This window comes from Streptomyces sp. P6-2-1 (assembly GCF_050613165.1).
GTDB lineage: Bacteria > Actinomycetota > Actinomycetes > Streptomycetales > Streptomycetaceae > Streptomyces.
In genome coordinates this window covers 1,887,935-1,904,046 of the sequence record NZ_CP192513.1, presented here as the reverse complement: position 1 = coordinate 1,904,046, position 16,112 = coordinate 1,887,935, and the positions used below count along the sequence as shown (strand labels likewise).

Here is a 16,112-nt window from a genome sequence, read left to right as displayed (position 1 = left end):
AACTTGCCGGTTGCCGGGCTCGCTACGATCCGGGTCCCAGCCGTCAGTCGGCGGGGAAATAGTGGCCGTTGTCCATATCGGCGAGCAGGCCGGGCTGGGCGGGTTCCCAGCCGAGGGTCCGGCGGGTGATGAGGTTGGACGCTGGGTAGCTCTGCGTGACGATATTCGTGAGGAACCCGAAGTACCCTGGCGTCATCAGGGCATCGTTGGGAATGCTCACGGCGGGCAGGCCCAGACGGCTGGCGATGCCCTCGGCGATCTCGCGGAACGCGATGGCCCCGTCCCCAACCGCGTGCCAGTATCTGCCAGCTGACCCCTTCTCCAGCGCCAGGCGGAACAAGGTGGCGGCATCGCGGATGTGCACGGCGTTCCACAGGTTCGCGCCGTCGCCGGGGTAGCCGACGAACCCCTTCTGCTTCGCGAGCGCGATCAGCGTGGGGAGGAAGCCTGCACGATCGGTGGTGCCGTGCGCGATGTTGGCGATCCGCACGACCGAAGACCGCACCCCCTGCTCGGCGAGGTCGACAACGGCCCTTTCCACGACGTTGCGGATCCGCAGAGTGCCTTTGTGCTCCTCGCCGGCGGGGAGGGCCGGGTCCTCCTCGGTGACCGGCCGCTCCAGGTTCCCGGGCGAGCCGATGCTTCCCGCCGTGACCAGCGGCTTTCCGGTTCCCGCCAGTGCCTCGCCGTAGGCGAGCATGATCGGGACCTCCGCAGCGGCCACGGCGTCCATCCCGCCGGAGGGAAGCAGATCCTGCCTGTGCGCGACGTGGATGACGCCGTCGGAGTCCGAGGCTGCCTCCTTGAGCCCGTCGAGATCCTGGACGTCGCCGCGACGCACCTTCGCGCCGAGCGCGGACAGGGCCGCCGCGGAAGCGTCCGACCGGGCCAGGCCGGTGACCTCGTGCCCGGCGGCGATGAGCTCGGGAATGATATACGAACCGGAATGGCCGGTCCCTCCAGCGACGAATACGCGCATCTATCTGTCCTTGTGAGGTAGGTGCAGGGTCTTTTCGTGCCGCGAGTGAACTGGCGTGACGCGGCACGAAAAGTAGGGGTAAGGGGTGTGCTCAGCCGAGAAGGGCGATGCCTAGGGAGAAATTGGCGTGCTTGACGGAGTGGTTCATGAGGCCCAGCTCCAGCAGGCCGACGTTCTCCAGTGCCCGCGCCATGGACAGTTCCCCGGTGTCCCAGGGGCGCAGCCCCAGGCTCTCGACGAACGCCGACACGCGTGCCTTCGCCTGTGCGTCGTCGCCGGCGATGAACACGTCCAGAGGGCGATCCTCGGCTGGGCCGACCGCCAAAACGTGGGAGAACACAGTGTTGAACGCCTTGACAACATGCGCGTCGCCGGGAGCCGTCTTGGCGATCTCCTGTGCGCCGGAACTGTCGTCGGGGACGACGAAGCCCTGCAGGTCGGGGGCTACGGGGTTAGTGAGGTCGACGATGACCTTGCCGCGCAGTGTGTCCCCGTACTCCCTCACCACCGCCGCCGCGCCGGCGTACGGCACGGCGAGGACAACGATGTCCCCGGCCGGGGCGGTGCCGGCCGTCCCGACCGTGGCGCCGCCGAGCGCAGCGGCCAATTCCTTGGCCTTGGCCGGGTCGCGGCCGATGATCTCGACTGCGTTGCCTCCGGCGAGCGCCCGGGCGGCCAGGGCGCGGGCTACGTTCCCCAGGCCGATAATGCTGATGCTGCTCATGGAGTTCCTGCTTTCTGGAGCTGGATAGAACGCCATGCCCACCCCGTCGTTGTTAACGGTTGTGTCGTCGACGCCGTCGAATGACGCGATGGGGGGGCGTTAAATTCCGGATGTACTCATTCTGGGCCTGGGTCCTCCGATGTCGAATTCTTGTGCCGAATTCGCTCGGACCATTAGGTACCTATTCAGGTTGCCATTGGCCTGAGTGGGTGTCCAAGACTTCTTTTAGGCATGGTGATACCTTGGAGGCATCACCGGCTGGAGGCGCCATGGATCTGGACCTGCGCAAACTGCGTTACTTCGTCGCTGTGGCCGACCAGTTGCACTTCGGCCGCGCCGCCGATGAGCTGCACATCGCGCAGCCCGTGCTCAGCCGGCAGATCCGTGCGCTTGAGCAGGATCTCGGCGCCTCGCTGTTCAGCAGGGATCGCCACGGCGTGGAGCTGACAGATGCGGGCCGGCAACTGCTGGCCGACGCCGGTCCGCTGCTCGCCTCAACCCGTGCGGTCCGCCGCCGGGTGTCCGCGGCCGCCGGCGGCAAGCGGCGGCTGGTGGTCGGTTTCCGGGCCGGCGTTGCCGTTACCCCGGCGGCCCGTGCGTTCGAAGACCGGCACCCGGACGTGGTCGTGGACGTGCAGCGGATCGAGGGGGTCGACCAGGCTGCGATGCTACTCGAAGGCCGTATCGATGTCGGCTACGTGCGGCTGCCCATCGACGAGGCCGGCCTGCGCGTCACCCCGCTGTATACCGAGCCTCGGGTAGCGGTACTGCCCGCCGGACACCGGTTTGCTGGCAAGGAGGAGGTCACCGAGGCCGACCTGGCCGGCGAACCGCTGATCTGGCTCGGTGACCGGAGCACGCAGCCCACCAAGCGCCCGTTCCCCAATGCCGGGTACCGGGTGCGCGGGGTGGACGAGACGCTCGAGCATGTCGCGGCCGGACGGGGCATCTCGTTCCTGGCCCGTTCGGCGTCCGTGTTCTACTCGCATCCGGACGTCGTCTATGTGCCCATCCCGGATCTGGTGCCCGACCAGGTGTGCCTCGCGGTGGCGGCGTCTCACACCTCGCCGGTAGTAGATGACTTCGTCACTGCGGCTCGGTCGACGGCCGAGATCACGGCAGAATGTGGGAACTACGAGATGTGGCAGCGTGGAGGCGACGTCGTCTCAAGGTCAAGGCACGCTTGAGTAGTTCGACTGTCCCCCGTTCATCAGGCGCTGGGGAGTACCGGTGAGGCCTCTCCGGAGCGTTGGAGGGGCCTCACCTGGTCATACGGTCAGATCCGTACCGACTCCGTCCGCCAGGTTCGAGGCTGCCGGCGGTGCGGGTCAGAGGTCGGTCGGCTGCAGGCTTCTCAAGGGCCCGGCGGCTTGCGGGCAGTTGCGGCTGTTCGGGTTGGTTCTGGAGCATCTGCGGCGATCAGCCGGCTGTTCTCGATCATCAGCCGCTGGTTGACGTTGCGGAGTGCCTGCATGGCGGTCTCTGCTTGGCGGCTGGCTGCGAGTGCGGCGTCTCGTTGCTCGCGCAGTTCCTCCATCTCCGTGTCGCGCAGCGAGCGGGCGTCCAGGCCGTCGCGGAGGCGGGCGCCCAGTTCGTGGGCGCGTAGCGTGCGCAGCTCGTTCTGGACTTCGTGAAGGGTCCGTTGCAGGGCGGCGTTCTGTTCCAGGAGCATGCGGTTCTCGACTTCGAGGGCCGCCTCTTTGCGGGCGGTCGCTGCTGCCGCCGCCCGCGGCCCGTCTTGGGCGAGCTGGGCGCGGACCGTCTCAGCTTCCGCTTTGAGGTCGCGGTGGCGTTGAAGGTACTGCGGGTTGACGGCGGCCCGCCGGGTGATCTCCGCGTCGGAGAGGGCCTGGCGGCTCTTGCGCATCGCGGCCAGGACGTTAAGGACTCGCTGTCGGCACTGTTCGCTGTCGGCACGGCGCCGCTGAACGGCAGCCGCCCTGCCGGCATCGAGGATCTCGACTCGACCGGCGGGGAAAGTTGCCTGGCCTGGCTGCTTGAGCGGGGCGGTCGGGCGTGTCATCCGGTCGTCGTTTCGGTGAGGATCGGGTCGACGGTTGGTTGGTCTAGGCTCTGCCGTCCGGCCAGGACCGCCGCCACGGGGATGACGGTGAGGAACCGGTCCCGGGTGTGGAGCCAGGACTCCACGGTGGTGCGTTCCTCGGGGGTGAGGGAGCCGATGTCGGCTTCGCATTTGCCGACGAGTTCGTCGATCTGCTGGATCTCTTGGCGCAGCAGCTCCAGGTTAGCCGCGCTCAGGGGGCCCGCGGTGAGCACGCTGCCGTAGGCGCTTTCCAACGCGGCGAGCTGCTCGGCCTTCCCGGCGCGTAGTTGGCGCAGTTCGGGCAGGTGGGTGAAGTCGGTGGTGTAGAAGGTGCAGGAGAAGCAGCGGTTGTATACCGGGCAGCCGTGTCCGTCGGCGCGGACGTTGTTCATTTCGTGGCAGCGTCCCGCGGGGACGGGCACCGAGCCGACGCCTGCGCGGATCCGGTCGGCCATATCGTCGTCGGGGGTGCGGGTGCGGAGCCGGCCTCCGGTGAGGTCGAACTGGTACTTGGCGGCGATGGCGCGCACGGCCTCTACCCGCCGGGGATGCGAGGGCCGGTAGTAGACCTGGGTGGTGGAGGGGTCCTGGTGGGCCATGAGGACTTGCAGGATGTCGAGCGGGACGCCGGCGTCGGCGCGCAGCTGCGCGTAGGTGTGCCGGAAGGCGTAGGGGAACACCCGCGCTGGGTCGAAGGGCTTGCCGTGCTCGTCGGTCACCGCGAACTGGGCGAGCCAGGTCTGAAGCCAGTAGCCGATCGTGCTGTTGTCGTACGGACGCTCACCGAGCGCGTTGGCACGCGAGCGGCGAGGGGTGGGGAAGAGCACCATGCGGGTGGAGCGGGGCTGGCCGTCTTCATGGAACAGGTGCGGGGATTCGCGTCGTAGGTGCTCCTGCTGGCGGGTGATGACCTCGGCGTCGCTGGGATGGAGCGGGAGTTTGTGCCGCCGGCGGACCTTCTGCATCCAGTACACGAGGAACGGGTAGGACCGGCGGCGCACCGTACCGTCCGGGTCCTCCACGTCGATGTCGTGCCACTGAAGGCAGTCGAACTCCAGGTGGCGGACCTCCCAGGGCCGCCGCCCCACGCGCATGGCCAGCTCGACGCAGTTGCGCGAGTCCCGGCCGGCAGCAGGGCGAGCCGGCGCTCGTCCATGAGCTGGAGGAAGACCTGCTCGGGCAACGCGTCTTGAGAGCGGCCCTCCAGCTCGCTGGCCGTGTCATCCTTCTCTGGATAGGGCGGCACGTCCATCTCCAGCAGATGGACGCCCGCGGCATGATTGTCCGCGAGCCAGGCTCGGCCGTGTTCGAGGACCTCACGCAGCGTCTTCACCAGCTCGTAGTGCCGCACCGGGGTGACCAGCAACGGTCCAGCGCTGCGGCGGGAGGGCAGGAGGCGTTCGGCGACGATCTGCCGGACCGGGTCGTCGTCGTTGAGAAGCTGGTAGTCGCTGGTGTCGCGGGCTCGGTGCGTCATCCAGCGCAGATAGGCGAGCATGCCGTCGCGGCCGACGTCGCCCGGCCGTCGGCCCTCGCCGGGCAGGGTGCGAAGGAACATCGCGAACCACCGGGCGGCGAAGCCGACGAGCGTCAGCCGTGCCGGGGAGGCGCCGCCGGCGGCGAGGTGAAGGAGGTACTGCTGGGCGAGGTGCGTGACCCAGGGGGCGTGGACGTCCCGCAGATCGACGCTTCCGCCCTTGTAGCGGGGGTTGAGGATGTGCAGTCGGACCAGGGCCCGGGTGTGCTCGGTGGCCGGGTCGGCCTCCAGGAGCGGCAGGGTTCGCTGCCACAGCCGCAGGTACGTCGTCTTCGCGCCCTTGGCCGGCAGTTCCACGGCGGCCAGGTCATCGACTGCGTTGTCGCACAGCCAGCGCACCGCCGACTTGACCTGGCCGGGGTTGATCCGGCCGCCCTGATGCAGCTGGGCCTCGTACCCACACAGCACCTGCTGCACGACCGCCGGCGCAAGATCGACGAGCGGGACCACGTCGATGGACGTGTAGACCGCTGCTGCCGTCAGCGCCCACGCCTCGCGGTCTGGCCTCCCCGCGGTGGACCACTGCTTCTGGTGGGGCAGGCACAGCCGGCTCCGCCGCACTACGGCCATGCGCGGGCACACGCGGACCAGGCACTTCCCGAAGCCCGGACGAGGAGCGCGACCCCGGGCGAGGTAATCCTCGACGGTCAGCCGGAGCATCCGGCGCTCGGAGGCGCAGCTCTTGCACAGGCCGTGAACTTCGGCGGCACGGTCGCAGCCCACCCGGCACCGGTGCTCGGCGTAGATGCGGCGGGCGAGCGGCACGGACGCGCTCGCACACCAGTTGTCGATGTCGCTGGGGGCGCCGGCCTCCCGCCAGTCGGACGCGCAGCGGTGGCACAGCCACGGCCAGCTCGTAGCCGGCCGGTCGCACCGGGTGTGCCGGCAGCGGCGCAGCGAGTGCCAGTCGGCGCCCAGAGGGAAGCGCAGCTGGAGCGGGGAGCGGTCGAGGCCGTGCCGGGCCAGGTAGTCCCAGTCCGGTTCCGACCCGCCCACGGGGACTGTGGCGGGCAGAGATGCGGAAGTCTTCATGCTGGTCCGAAGATCTTGTCGTTCACAGCACGGGCGGCGTGGGCGACCCGGGCGTCGGAGGGATTGCGGTAGACGTTCTGGCTGGCCACATCGCGGTGGCCGAGCAGGCTCTGGAGGACGTCACGCGCGACGTCGAGGTCGGCTGCGGTCTCGCCGAAGGTATGCCGCAGCATGTGCGGATGGATGTGCCGAATGCCCGCGTCCCGGGCAAGATCCGACACAAGATCCTGCACCCGCCGTGCGCCGAGGACCTGCCCGCCCGGCTCTCCCGTGGGACCCGGGAACGACACAAAGGCCCAAGAGGCCTTACCCCCACCGGTGATGGTGAGGCGTTCGCGCATCCAGTCGGCGTAGAGCATCACCACAGGCTCAGGCACGGGAACAACCACGGTGCCGCGGTTCTTGTTCGCCGCCCCGCGCGGATGACCGTCCCGCTTCTCCAGGTGCAGGTGGGGACCCAGGCTGTAGGGACAGCCCGGGACGGTACTGCCGACCGGGACGAGGTGAATGTCCTCGCGCAGCAGGCCGACGAGCTGGCCGACGCGCAGCGCGCACGCCCCGAGCAGAGCGACCATGCAGCGGTCGCGGGCGGTCCTCGTGGCACGTAGGAGGGCGGCGAACTCCTCGTGGCTGGCGGCCGGTGCCCGGCCGGAAGCATGACTCGGCCGTGGATCGACGCGGATACGCGGCTCAAGTACCAGTCTTCCTAACGTCGGGTGCGGAGCGGTGACGAACAGGGCGTCGACCGCATGCGCGCTGATCCGGCGGAGGTCGGCCAAGTGCTGGTAGAAGCCGTGGATTGCCGCCAGGGCGGGGGCGAGTGTGGAGTCCTGTGGCGGCCGCCCCCGGCTGCGACCGCTCGTCAGCCGGGGCGTGGTCCGTAGCTTCATCAGGTAGCGCGGGAATTCGACGGCCGCGTGCTCCCGCGACAGACCTTGTTCGTTGCACCAGATGTGGAACCGCTTGAGGTGACCTGCGTACGTCTTCGTGGTCGATTCCGCGCGGGTCCTGCCGAAGCGAAGGTGGCAGAGGAAACCGTCCATGTCCTCAACGACCCGCAAGGTGGGTCCGGCGAGAACCGTCCAGTAGGCCAGCGTGTCAGTTACCTCGACCCGCAGGATCTCGGCGGTCGGCCTGTCCGCAGCGAACACAAGCGGAATGTAGCAGCTCAATCACGCAACGACATAACTGCTGTTGGAACTGAGCGCCAGTGCACCAATGGGCTCATGGATGATTCGACTCACTGGACCGCCTGTCCACGAACGGTACGAGTCAGTCGAGGCGTCAGGACGCTTCGCAGAAGGGTGGCGGGTTTGGGAGACTTGTATAGGGGTCGCCCCCCGGGTGGGAGGGGGCTGTTCGCACCTACGCGAGCTGGACGGTGGTCGCGCCGACGAGTTGCCCTCCGGCGGGAGGGGCCGAGCCGAGCGGGGTCCCGCCCCCCTCACCCCGCGCCGCTCACCCCGCGCCGCTCACCCCGCGCCGCTCACCCCGCGCCGCTCACCCCGCGCCGCTCACCCCGCGCCGCTCACCCCGCGCCGCTCACCCCGCGCCGCTCACCCCGCGCCGCTCACCTCACCCCCCGCCCCAGCACCCGCCCCAGCTCCCCCCGCCTCCGTATCCCCAACTTCCGGTACGCGTGCGTCAGATGTGTCTCCACCGTGCGCAGCGCGACATGCAGCTCCGCCGCGATCTCGGCGTTCGTGCGGCCCTCCGAGGCGAGGCGGGCGATGTGGTGTTCGCGGCTGCTGAGGAGCGTGCCCGAGGTGCCCGCGGGGGTCTTCGTGCCGAGGGCCGTTTCGGCCTCGGCGCGCAGCCGGACCGCGCCCGCCTGCTCCGCGCGGGCCGCCGCCTCGCGCAGGGCGGGGAGGCCGGGGGCGCCCAGCGCCCGGCCGCGGGCGATGAGCGCCTCGATCAGCTCCGTCTCCGCGGGCGAATCGCGCAGCAACTCCACCGCCTCGCCCAGAAGTTCCACGTTCCCCGTCACAAGTCCCAGGACCCGCAGGGCCCGGCCCACCGGGCGCGGCGTGCCCCACACCCGCGCGAGCCGCAGCTCCGCCTCGGCGAGCGCCCGCGCCTCGTCCCGCTCGCCGAGCGCGAGCGTGCACAGCGCCGCGGCCGAGCGCCACGGCGTCACGACGGGCGAGATCACCGAGCGGCTCGCCTGCCGCCGCCCGCACTCCAGGAAGTCGTGGAGCGCGGCCGTCGTCTCGCCGCTCGCCGCGCGCAGCAGCCCGCGCGCGTACAGGAAACGGTTCAACTCCCAGGAATCCCGGGCATCGCGCAGGTCGAAACCCTCGGCGAAGTGCCGTGCCTCGCGCGTACGGCCCGTCTCGACGAGCGCGATGAGCGCGTGTGCGTCCCCGTTCGCCGGGCCCGGCTGCCGCAGCGCCGCCGAGCGGGCCCGCGAGGCCGCGAGCACCCAGTCCCAGGCGCCGCGCGCGGCCGCGATGTCGGTGCGGATGTTGTGCAGCGCGTGGTGCATCGGGTGCAGTACGGAGAAGGTACGGCCGAGGAGCGCGCGGTCCACGAGCCTTTCCGCCTCGTCGAGTTCGTCCGCCCACTGCGCGACGGCGGCGAGCGTGCCGAGCAGGAAGGGCTCGGCGAGCGGTTCGGCGGGCTCGGCGAGCAGCGCGCGGACGCGCCGTACCGCGTCCCGCGCTGAGCACACCCCGGCCGTCACCTCGTGGCGGAGCAGGAGCGCGCGCCCCGCGGGGCCGACAGCCGCAGGGCACCGCTCCGCCTCCTTGCCCAGCCACTCGTACATCTCGCGGCGCAACTCCAGGTCCCGGTCGGAGAGCTGTACGAGCGCGACGCGGGCCGCACGCGCGGGCGCCGAGTCCGGTTCCTCCTCGGCGGCGCCGCGCAGCACCTGCGCGCCCGCGCGGGTCTCGCCGCGCCCGAAGAGCGCGGTGCCGAGCGCGATGGCCGCGTGCACGCGCTCGTGCGCGGGGGCGGGCAGGCGCACGGCCTCGGCGAGCCGCGGGATGCCGTCGGCCGCCGCGTCGAAGCAGTACTCCAGGGAGCCGAGTTCGGTGAGCAGGCGGCGGCGCAGCGTGTCGGGGAGCGGTTCGTACAGGGCGCGGCGCAAGAAGGCCGCGGCGTCTTCGAGGCGCGCCCCGTCGAGCGCCGCGCTCGCCGCGTCCCCCAGGACCCGCGAGGCCCACGGCGCGCCGACCGTGCCCGCGTGCAGGAGCCGCCTGGCCACCGGTTCCGCACGTGCGCCGCGCCGCAGCAGCGCCTCGGCGGCCTGCCGGTGCGCGAGCTGGCGGCGCGCGACCGTCCACCCGGCGAGCACCGCGTCCCGCAGCAGCGGGTGCGCCCAGCGGACCGCGCCCGGCCCGCCGGTGAGCAGCCCGAGACGTGTCGTGGCGGTGACCCAGCCCCCTGTCCTCGGCACCTCGGCGCCCGCCGCGCCCGCGAGGACCTCCGTGCCCGTCCCCGCGCCGGGCTCCGTCTCCTCCAGCGCGGCGAGCGTCCGCGCCACGCGCCCCGTCGCGTGGCCCGCGTTCTCCAGCCACCACGCCACGGCGGCCGCGTACGCGCCCGGGTAGAGCGCCGCGCTCGCGTCGGGCACGCGCTCGGCGGGCAGGCCGGCGAGGTCGTCGATGAGCGCGTGCAGGAGCAGCGGGTTGCGCGCCCCGGCCCGTACGACCTCGGCGGCCCACGCCGCGCCCGCGCCGGGACGCGCCGCGCGCACGAGCGCCTCGGCGGCCTCCTGGCCGAGCGGCGCGAGGGTGTGCGTGCGGACGAGGTCGGGCGGGAGCCGGTGGGTGAGCCCGGCGGGACGCAACTCGACGTCGTACTGGCTGCGTTCGGTGACCACGACGAGTACGGGCAGCGTGTCGATGCGCTCGGCGGCGCGCACCAGCCAGCGGCGTGATGCCCCGTCGGCGTGGTGCACGTCGTCCACCGTCACGAGCACGGGACCGCGCTCGGCGTGGCCGCGCAGGGCCTCCCAGCAGCGGTCCGCCTCGGCCTGCGCGTCCGCCCCGTAGAACGGCGGCCGCCCCCCGGGGCCGCGCCCGAGGAACTGCCGTACGGTCCCGAGCGCTTCGCCGTCCTTGTCCGGGGCGCACCGCGCGCGCAGCACCCGCATGCCGCGCGCCGCCGCGTCCGCGGCGACCGCGTCGAGCAGCGCGGTGCGGCCCGTGCCGGTCGCGCCGCGCAGGAGGACGAGGCGGCCCCGGCCCGCGCGGGCTCTGGCGGTCTCGGCGGCGAGGAGGGCGAGGGCGTCCTCGCGCTCGACGAGCGCGGCGGTCGGCTCGGGCCAGGCGGCGCCGAGCGGAACTGCCGGGGAGGCGGAGGGGTCCGCGCAGGTCATGGCTGCCTCCTGAGGGGTGCCCGGTGGGGGACCGCTCGGGGGAGCGGCGGTGCGGGGGCGGCGGCGGGTGTCGCGGTCTCCGTGGGCGTCGTGGTGAAAGGGGGTGTGGTGACGGTGTGTGGTGACGTAGTGTCGGGCCGGGTGAGGGAGGCGGGGCCGACGGGCACTCCGCCGCCGCCGGCGCGGGGCCCGAAGTGGCTTGCGCCGTACGGGAGACCGTGGGGCCCGCGCGGCCTTCTCGTGGTACGGATCGTGGTGGCCCACGATTGCGTGGGGCGGGTGCGGCTCGTGAGGATGGTGGTGACCACGACGTCCTCCGGCTGCCGCCGGGGGCTGCACCACCGATACGGGGAAACCTGTTGATACAGAGATCCGGTACGCCGGCGCACGACGTACGGGAGCGGATCGCCGTGACCGTGACGGCGCCCGACCCGCTCACCCGAGAAGGCGCCGTCAGCCAGCTGCGGCGTGAACCCGAGATAGAACTCCGCGAGGAACCAGGCCCTGGGGCCGTGGCGCTGCTCATTGAGGAAGGGCTCGACGAGGACGCGTTCGCGCGCCTGCGCCGCGCCGTGCGCAGCGAGGGCTCGCGCGCGGTGCTCGTCGTGGGGGCCGTGCGCGAGAGCGAACTCCTCGACCTCATCGAATGCGGCGTGCGCGCCGTCGTCTGGCGCCGCGAGGCGACCGGGTCCCGCCTCGTGCAGGCGGTACGGGTCGCTGCGCGCGGCGAGGGAGAACTCCCGGCCGACCTGCTCGGCCGCCTCATCAGCCAGGTCGGGACGCTGCACAGGGGAAACGGTGTGGCGGGCGGTACGACGCTGGGGCTGGCGCCGCGCGAGGCGGACGTGCTGCGCCTGGTCGCCGAGGGTCTCGACACCGGCGAGATCGCCGGGAAGCTCTCCTACTCCGAGCGCACCGTGAAGAACGTGATGCACGGTCTTACCACTCGGCTCCACCTGCGGAACCGCGCACATGCCGTGGCGTATGCCTTACGGCAGGGCTATATCTGACCGAAAAGACGGCAATGCCTTCCGCGAGAGTGGAAATTCGACCGAACCGGTAACGTATCAGGCGGCTCGTTCCGCCCGATGAGGAGAACGACGAGGGGCGCGGTGCGGTGATCCACGAGGTCGACGAGGTCGTCAAACGCCTCCTGGGCGGCGGAGCGCTGGCCGGCACGGGGATCGACATCTCCTTCGAGGCCCCCAGCCGGGACTGGGCGGCACGGCGTACGGGGCCCTCGGTGAACGTCTACCTGTACGACATTCGCGAGGACGTGAACCGGCGTCAGCGCGGGCAGCTGCCCGTGCGGGACGCCCGTGACATCGTCGTACGACGCAGGCAACCCCCGCGCTGGTTCCGTCTCTCCTACCTCGTGACCGCATGGACCCGCACTCCGCAGGACGAGCACCGCCTGCTCTCGGCCGTGCTCGCGACGCTCCTGCCGCACGAGATCCTGCCCGCGGCGAGCCTGCCGCCCGCGCTCGCCGCGCTCGGCCTCTCGGTGCCGCTCGGCGTCGCGAGCGCGCAGACCGAGGCGCGGTCCTTCGCCGAGATCTGGTCCGCGCTCGACGGCGAGCTGAAGCCCTCGCTCGACCTCGCGCTCACGATCCCGTTCCCCGCCCACCCCGAGTACGACGCGGGTCCGCCGGTCACCGAGGGCGCCGAGGTGCGCGTACGGGGCATCGGGGAGCCCTCGCTCACGAGCGAGCGGGCGCACTCGCCGCGGCAGATCGAGGCGGCGCGGGGGGCACGGGGCGCGCGTGGCGGGGCCGCCGAGGAGGAGCGGTGACCGCGTCCGCCGAAGTCTGCGCCCCGTTGACGCGGGGTGCGGGCCTGCCCGCCCGGCTCGAAGCCCTCCGGCGGCGCGTCGCCGCGCTCGTCGGCGCCCGGGCCGCCGGTGATCCCACGGCGGACGACCCGCTGCGGGGGCTCTACATCTCGCCCGACACCGTGGCACGGCTCCTCGACGGACGGCGGCACGGGGACGGCGACCCCGTACCCGTACCGCGGGACCCCGCTCCCGTACCGCCGCCCCCCGACCCCGCCGTCTCCGGTGGCGGTGACCGTTTCGCCGCGCTCGCCGCGCGCTGCGGCCTCACGCCCGTCGAGCAAGCGATCCTGCTCCTCGCCCTCGCGCCGGACGTCGACCGCTCCTTCGAGACGCTGTACGGGTACCTCAACGACGACGTGAGCCGGCGCCGCGCGACCACCGGGCTCGCCATCGACCTGTGCGGCCTCTCCGCCGCGGACCCCGGCGCCCGCGCCCGCTTCCACGCCTCCGCCCCGCTCCTGCGCCTCGGCCTGCTCCGCGTCGACGAGCCGGAGGCCCCCTTCCTCGGCCGCGTCCTGCGCGTACCCGACCGCCTGACCGCGCACCTCCTCGGCGACGACACGCCCGACCCCGTGCTCGCCGGGCTGCTCGGCCCCGTACCCGAGGCGCCCCCGGACCCGCTCACCGCGCGGCTCGCCGCGCTCCTCACCAGGCCGCTGCCCCCGCTCACGCACCTGCGCGAGCGGCGCGAGGGCGACGGGCTCGCCTGCGCGGGCGCCGCGCTCGCGGCGGCCGGGCGCGCGGCCCTGCACTGCGCGCCGCCCGATGACGGCAACGCGCTCCCCGCGCAGGCGCTGCTCCTGGAGGCCCGGCTGCGCGACGCGGTGCTCGTCGTCTCGCCGCTCCCGCCGCGCGCGGCCCCGCTCGTCCGCGCGCTCGCGGCCGGGGACGTGCCGCTCGTCCTCGCCGGGCAGACCGCCTTCGACCCCGAGTGGGGCGCCGCCGTGCTCCTGGACGCGCCGCCCGCGCACGCGCGTGCCGCCGAGCAGTGGGCCCGCGCGCTCGGTACGGAGCCGGACTTCGACCTCGCGGCGACCGTCGCCCCGTACCGGCTCCCCGGCGCCCGCGTGCGCCGCGCCGCCGCCTCCGCGCGCGAACTCGCCGCGTTCGACGGCACCCCGCTCACCGCGGCGCACCTGCGCCGTGCCGCGCGCCACCACACCTCGTCCGGGCTCGAACAGCACGCGCGCCGCATCGTCCCCGACGTCGGCTGGGACGACCTCGTCCTGCCCCCGGAACCCCTCTCGCACCTGCGGGAACTCGCCCTGCGCTGCCGCCACCGCGAGCAGGTGCTCGGGGACTGGCGGCTCAGCGCGGGCGGCGGCAGGGGGCGCGGCGTGCTCGCGCTCTTCGCGGGCGAGTCGGGGACGGGCAAGACGCTCTCCGCCGAAGTCCTCGCCCATGACCTCGGGCTCGACCTCTACGTCGTCCAGCTCTCCTCGGTCGTCGACAAGTACGTGGGCGAGACGGAGAAGAACCTGGAACGGATCTTCGCCGAGGCCGACCGCACCGACGCCGTGCTCCTCTTCGACGAGGCCGACGCCGTCTTCGGCAAGCGCTCCGAGGTCAAGAGCAGCCACGACAAGTACGCCAACATGGAGAGCGCCTACCTCCTGCAACGCCTCGAAGCCTTCGACGGCATCGCGGTCCTCACCACCAACCTCCGCGCCAACATCGACGACGCCTTCACGCGCCGCCTCGACCTCCTCGTCGACTTCCCCTTCCCCGGCGAGGAACAACGCCGCGCGCTGTGGCGGCACAGCCTCACGCACGTCCCGCACGCCCCTGACCTCGATCCTGCGGACTGCGCACGGGACTTCGAGCTGGCGGGCGGCGCGATCCGCAGCGCGGTCGTGACGGCCGCGTACGCGGCGGCCGCGCGGGGCGACGGGGTGACGGCGGCGGACCTGCGGGCGGGGGCGGTCCGGGAGTACCGCAAGGCGGGACGGATCGTGATGGAGGACGTGGGGTGGTGAGGGGCGCGCCCCCCGGAGGGCCCACCGGGTGAGCCACTCCGGAGGGCCCACCGGGTGAGCCACCCCGGAGAGCCCGCCCCCGGAAAGCCCGTCCCAGGAAAGCCCGCTCCCGGAGAGCCGCCCCTCCGGCCGGGCGCGCGCCCTCGGACCGCCCGCCGCGCCCGCTCAGTCGCGGGGCAGCAACGCGAGCCCGTCGAGCGGGTTGCCGTTCGAGGTGATGCCGATGAAGAGGTACGCGGGGCGCGGCTTCGCGCAGATGTAGTCGCCGAAGCTGCTCGTGGAGTGGAAGTGGGCGATGTGGCAGACCTCGCCCGTCCCCACGGTGACCTTGAGGCCGGTGAGCGTGGCCGGGTCCAGGCTGCCCTGCTCGACGTGGTCGCCGATGTAGATGTCCGTCCCGTCCGGGGTCACCTTCGTCGTCGGCCGCCACACGGGCTTGCCGCCCGGGTTGGTCACCATCGCGGCCGCACTGGTCCCGTTCATGCCGTACGAGGCGATGTTGACCGCCGTGAACGGCTCCCCGAACGTCTTCCCGTCGGCGTTGATCCCGGCGAAATCGTCCTCGCAGTTCGGCTTGGACCAGTGGTCCCGCCCGGTGCGGACGCGCAGGCACATGTGCTTCTTGTCCGGCTTCTCGGCGGCCAGCTTGCGCACCGCGGTGGCCGCGGTCTCGGCCGGGGGCCGCTTCGGCGCCGTGGACTCCCCGGGCTTGTCCCCGCCGCCCCCGTCCTTCTCCGAAGCGGACGGCTGGGGCTGTGCCGCGGGTGATTCTGCGGGTGTGGAGGGGGTGGGTGGGAGCGGGGGTTGTGGGGAGGGGCTGGGTGCGAGGGGGGAGCCGGCTTGTTCCATTTGTTCTTCGGCCCGTGTGGTGACGTGGGGTTGGTGTCCGAACCAGAGCATGGCGAAGGTGATGGCGAGGGCGAGGAGGATGCCGAGGCAGGTGGCGAGCCAGCGGGGGAGGAAGCCGCGTTGGATGTAGGTGCCGTCGATGGTTTGCGGGGGGACTCCGGGGCGTTGGAGGTTGACCTTGTAGGGGTGTTGTTCCTTGGAGCCGAACCAGATGATTCGTTTGGGGCGGAGGGTGAGGTCGATGAAGTGGGCGCGGCCGGGGTTGATTTGTGTGTTGCCGGGGCGGAGTTCGTAGGAGAGGCGGTCGCCGGTGTCTTCGCCGGTCATCGAGGTGGTGAGTTCGGTGTTGCCGAGGTTGTCGACTGCCAGGCGTGGTCTGCCGCGCAGGCGTCCCGTGACGGTCACGGGCACGAGTTCGGCGCGCATTTCGGTGAAGGGGAGGATCGTGAGGTTGCCCTCGGGGACGGTGACCGCGTCGGGGTGTTCCGTGGGTGAGATGCGTACGGCGTAGGGGTTGGGGCCGGCCGTGGCGTCGGGGGTGCGTGGGGGTGAGAAGGTCAGTTCGACCGTGCCTGTCGTGCCCGGGTAGAGCCGCAGGACCGCGGGTTCGATCACCGTCCAGGGGGCCGGGTCCCCGACGGGCTCGAAGCGGTATTCGTCGACGACGTCCCCGGTGTTGCGCACGCGCAGCCGCACCTGGGTGCTGCTGCCGGGCTCGACGGTCGCCGACGCTGGTTCGAGGGAGGTCCACAGGCTCACCCGGGCAGGCTAGGGGCCGTGTGCGGGCGCGTCAGGGGGCGACGGGGCACACTC

General features: G+C 72.2%; 11 protein-coding genes. 4 read left to right on the top strand and 7 right to left on the bottom strand.

Annotated features, from left to right (window positions below; all coding sequences use genetic code 11):
- Positions 1–43: 43 nt before the first annotated feature.
- Both ACQYWQ_RS08385 and ACQYWQ_RS08380 read right to left on the bottom strand, forming a co-directional pair.
- The gene (locus tag ACQYWQ_RS08385) at positions 44–979 is read right to left on the bottom strand and encodes an SDR family oxidoreductase (RefSeq protein ID WP_431033392.1); all 936 of its coding nucleotides are present in this window, start codon (positions 977–979) and stop codon (positions 44–46) included.
- Positions 980–1,070: 91 nt separating this feature from the next.
- Positions 1,071–1,703, bottom strand: a complete 633-nt coding sequence (locus ACQYWQ_RS08380) for an NADPH-dependent F420 reductase (protein ID WP_431033389.1) — start codon at positions 1,701–1,703, stop codon at positions 1,071–1,073.
- 269 nt (positions 1,704–1,972) lie between these two features.
- Between ACQYWQ_RS08380 and ACQYWQ_RS08375 the strand changes: the two genes are divergently transcribed.
- Positions 1,973–2,890, top strand: a complete 918-nt coding sequence (locus tag ACQYWQ_RS08375; RefSeq protein WP_431033387.1) for a LysR family transcriptional regulator — start codon at positions 1,973–1,975, stop codon at positions 2,888–2,890.
- Between the two features lie 167 nt (positions 2,891–3,057).
- Here ACQYWQ_RS08375 and ACQYWQ_RS08370 read toward each other — a convergent pair whose 3' ends face one another.
- The 4 genes from ACQYWQ_RS08370 to ACQYWQ_RS08355 form a co-directional block, all read right to left on the bottom strand.
- Positions 3,058–3,570 (bottom strand): hypothetical protein, encoded by a 513-nt coding sequence (locus ACQYWQ_RS08370; protein WP_431033385.1) that lies wholly within the window; start codon positions 3,568–3,570, stop codon positions 3,058–3,060.
- Between the two features lie 152 nt (positions 3,571–3,722).
- Positions 3,723–4,841 carry a tyrosine-type recombinase/integrase gene (locus ACQYWQ_RS08365; RefSeq protein WP_431033383.1) on the bottom strand — a complete coding sequence of 373 codons (1,119 nt, stop codon included), beginning with the start codon at positions 4,839–4,841 and terminating at the stop codon, positions 3,723–3,725.
- Between the two features lie 1,471 nt (positions 4,842–6,312).
- A complete protein-coding gene (locus tag ACQYWQ_RS08360; RefSeq protein WP_431033381.1) occupies positions 6,313–7,467 on the bottom strand; it encodes a tyrosine-type recombinase/integrase in 1,155 nt (384 codons plus the stop codon).
- A 419-nt stretch (positions 7,468–7,886) separates the two neighbouring features.
- Positions 7,887–10,640 carry an AAA family ATPase gene (locus ACQYWQ_RS08355; RefSeq protein WP_431033379.1) on the bottom strand — a complete coding sequence of 918 codons (2,754 nt, stop codon included), beginning with the start codon at positions 10,638–10,640 and terminating at the stop codon, positions 7,887–7,889.
- A 356-nt stretch (positions 10,641–10,996) separates the two neighbouring features.
- On the opposite strand from ACQYWQ_RS08355, the gene ACQYWQ_RS08350 reads away from it, so the two are divergent.
- The 3 genes from ACQYWQ_RS08350 to ACQYWQ_RS08340 all read left to right on the top strand — a co-directional run bounded on the left by ACQYWQ_RS08350 (position 10,997) and on the right by ACQYWQ_RS08340 (position 14,450).
- Positions 10,997–11,650, top strand: coding sequence for a LuxR C-terminal-related transcriptional regulator (locus tag ACQYWQ_RS08350; RefSeq protein ID WP_431039111.1), 654 nt, complete (start codon positions 10,997–10,999; stop codon positions 11,648–11,650).
- A gap of 107 nt (positions 11,651–11,757) precedes the next feature.
- Entirely contained in the window at positions 11,758–12,432 is a 675-nt protein-coding gene (locus ACQYWQ_RS08345) for a DUF4255 domain-containing protein (protein WP_431033376.1), read from the top strand.
- A complete protein-coding gene (locus ACQYWQ_RS08340; protein WP_431033374.1) occupies positions 12,429–14,450 on the top strand; it encodes an ATP-binding protein in 2,022 nt (673 codons plus the stop codon). Before ACQYWQ_RS08345 ends, ACQYWQ_RS08340 begins: the two co-directional genes overlap by 4 nt.
- A gap of 165 nt (positions 14,451–14,615) precedes the next feature.
- On the opposite strand, the gene ACQYWQ_RS08335 is transcribed toward ACQYWQ_RS08340, so the two are convergent.
- Entirely contained in the window at positions 14,616–16,058 is a 1,443-nt protein-coding gene (locus ACQYWQ_RS08335) for a hydrolase (RefSeq protein ID WP_431033372.1), read from the bottom strand.
- Positions 16,059–16,112 lie beyond the last annotated feature (54 nt).

Coding starts and splice junctions, on each gene's coding strand:
- ACQYWQ_RS08385 (WP_431033392.1), bottom strand. CDS start 979: ATGCGCGTATTCGTCGCTGGAGGGACCGGCCATTCCGGTTCGTATATC.
- ACQYWQ_RS08380 (WP_431033389.1), bottom strand. CDS start 1,703: ATGAGCAGCATCAGCATTATCGGCCTGGGGAACGTAGCCCGCGCCCTG.
- ACQYWQ_RS08375 (WP_431033387.1), top strand. CDS start 1,973: ATGGATCTGGACCTGCGCAAACTGCGTTACTTCGTCGCTGTGGCCGAC.
- ACQYWQ_RS08370 (WP_431033385.1), bottom strand. CDS start 3,570: ATGCGCAAGAGCCGCCAGGCCCTCTCCGACGCGGAGATCACCCGGCGG.
- ACQYWQ_RS08365 (WP_431033383.1), bottom strand. CDS start 4,841: ATGCGCGTGGGGCGGCGGCCCTGGGAGGTCCGCCACCTGGAGTTCGAC.
- ACQYWQ_RS08355 (WP_431033379.1), bottom strand. CDS start 10,640: ATGACCTGCGCGGACCCCTCCGCCTCCCCGGCAGTTCCGCTCGGCGCC.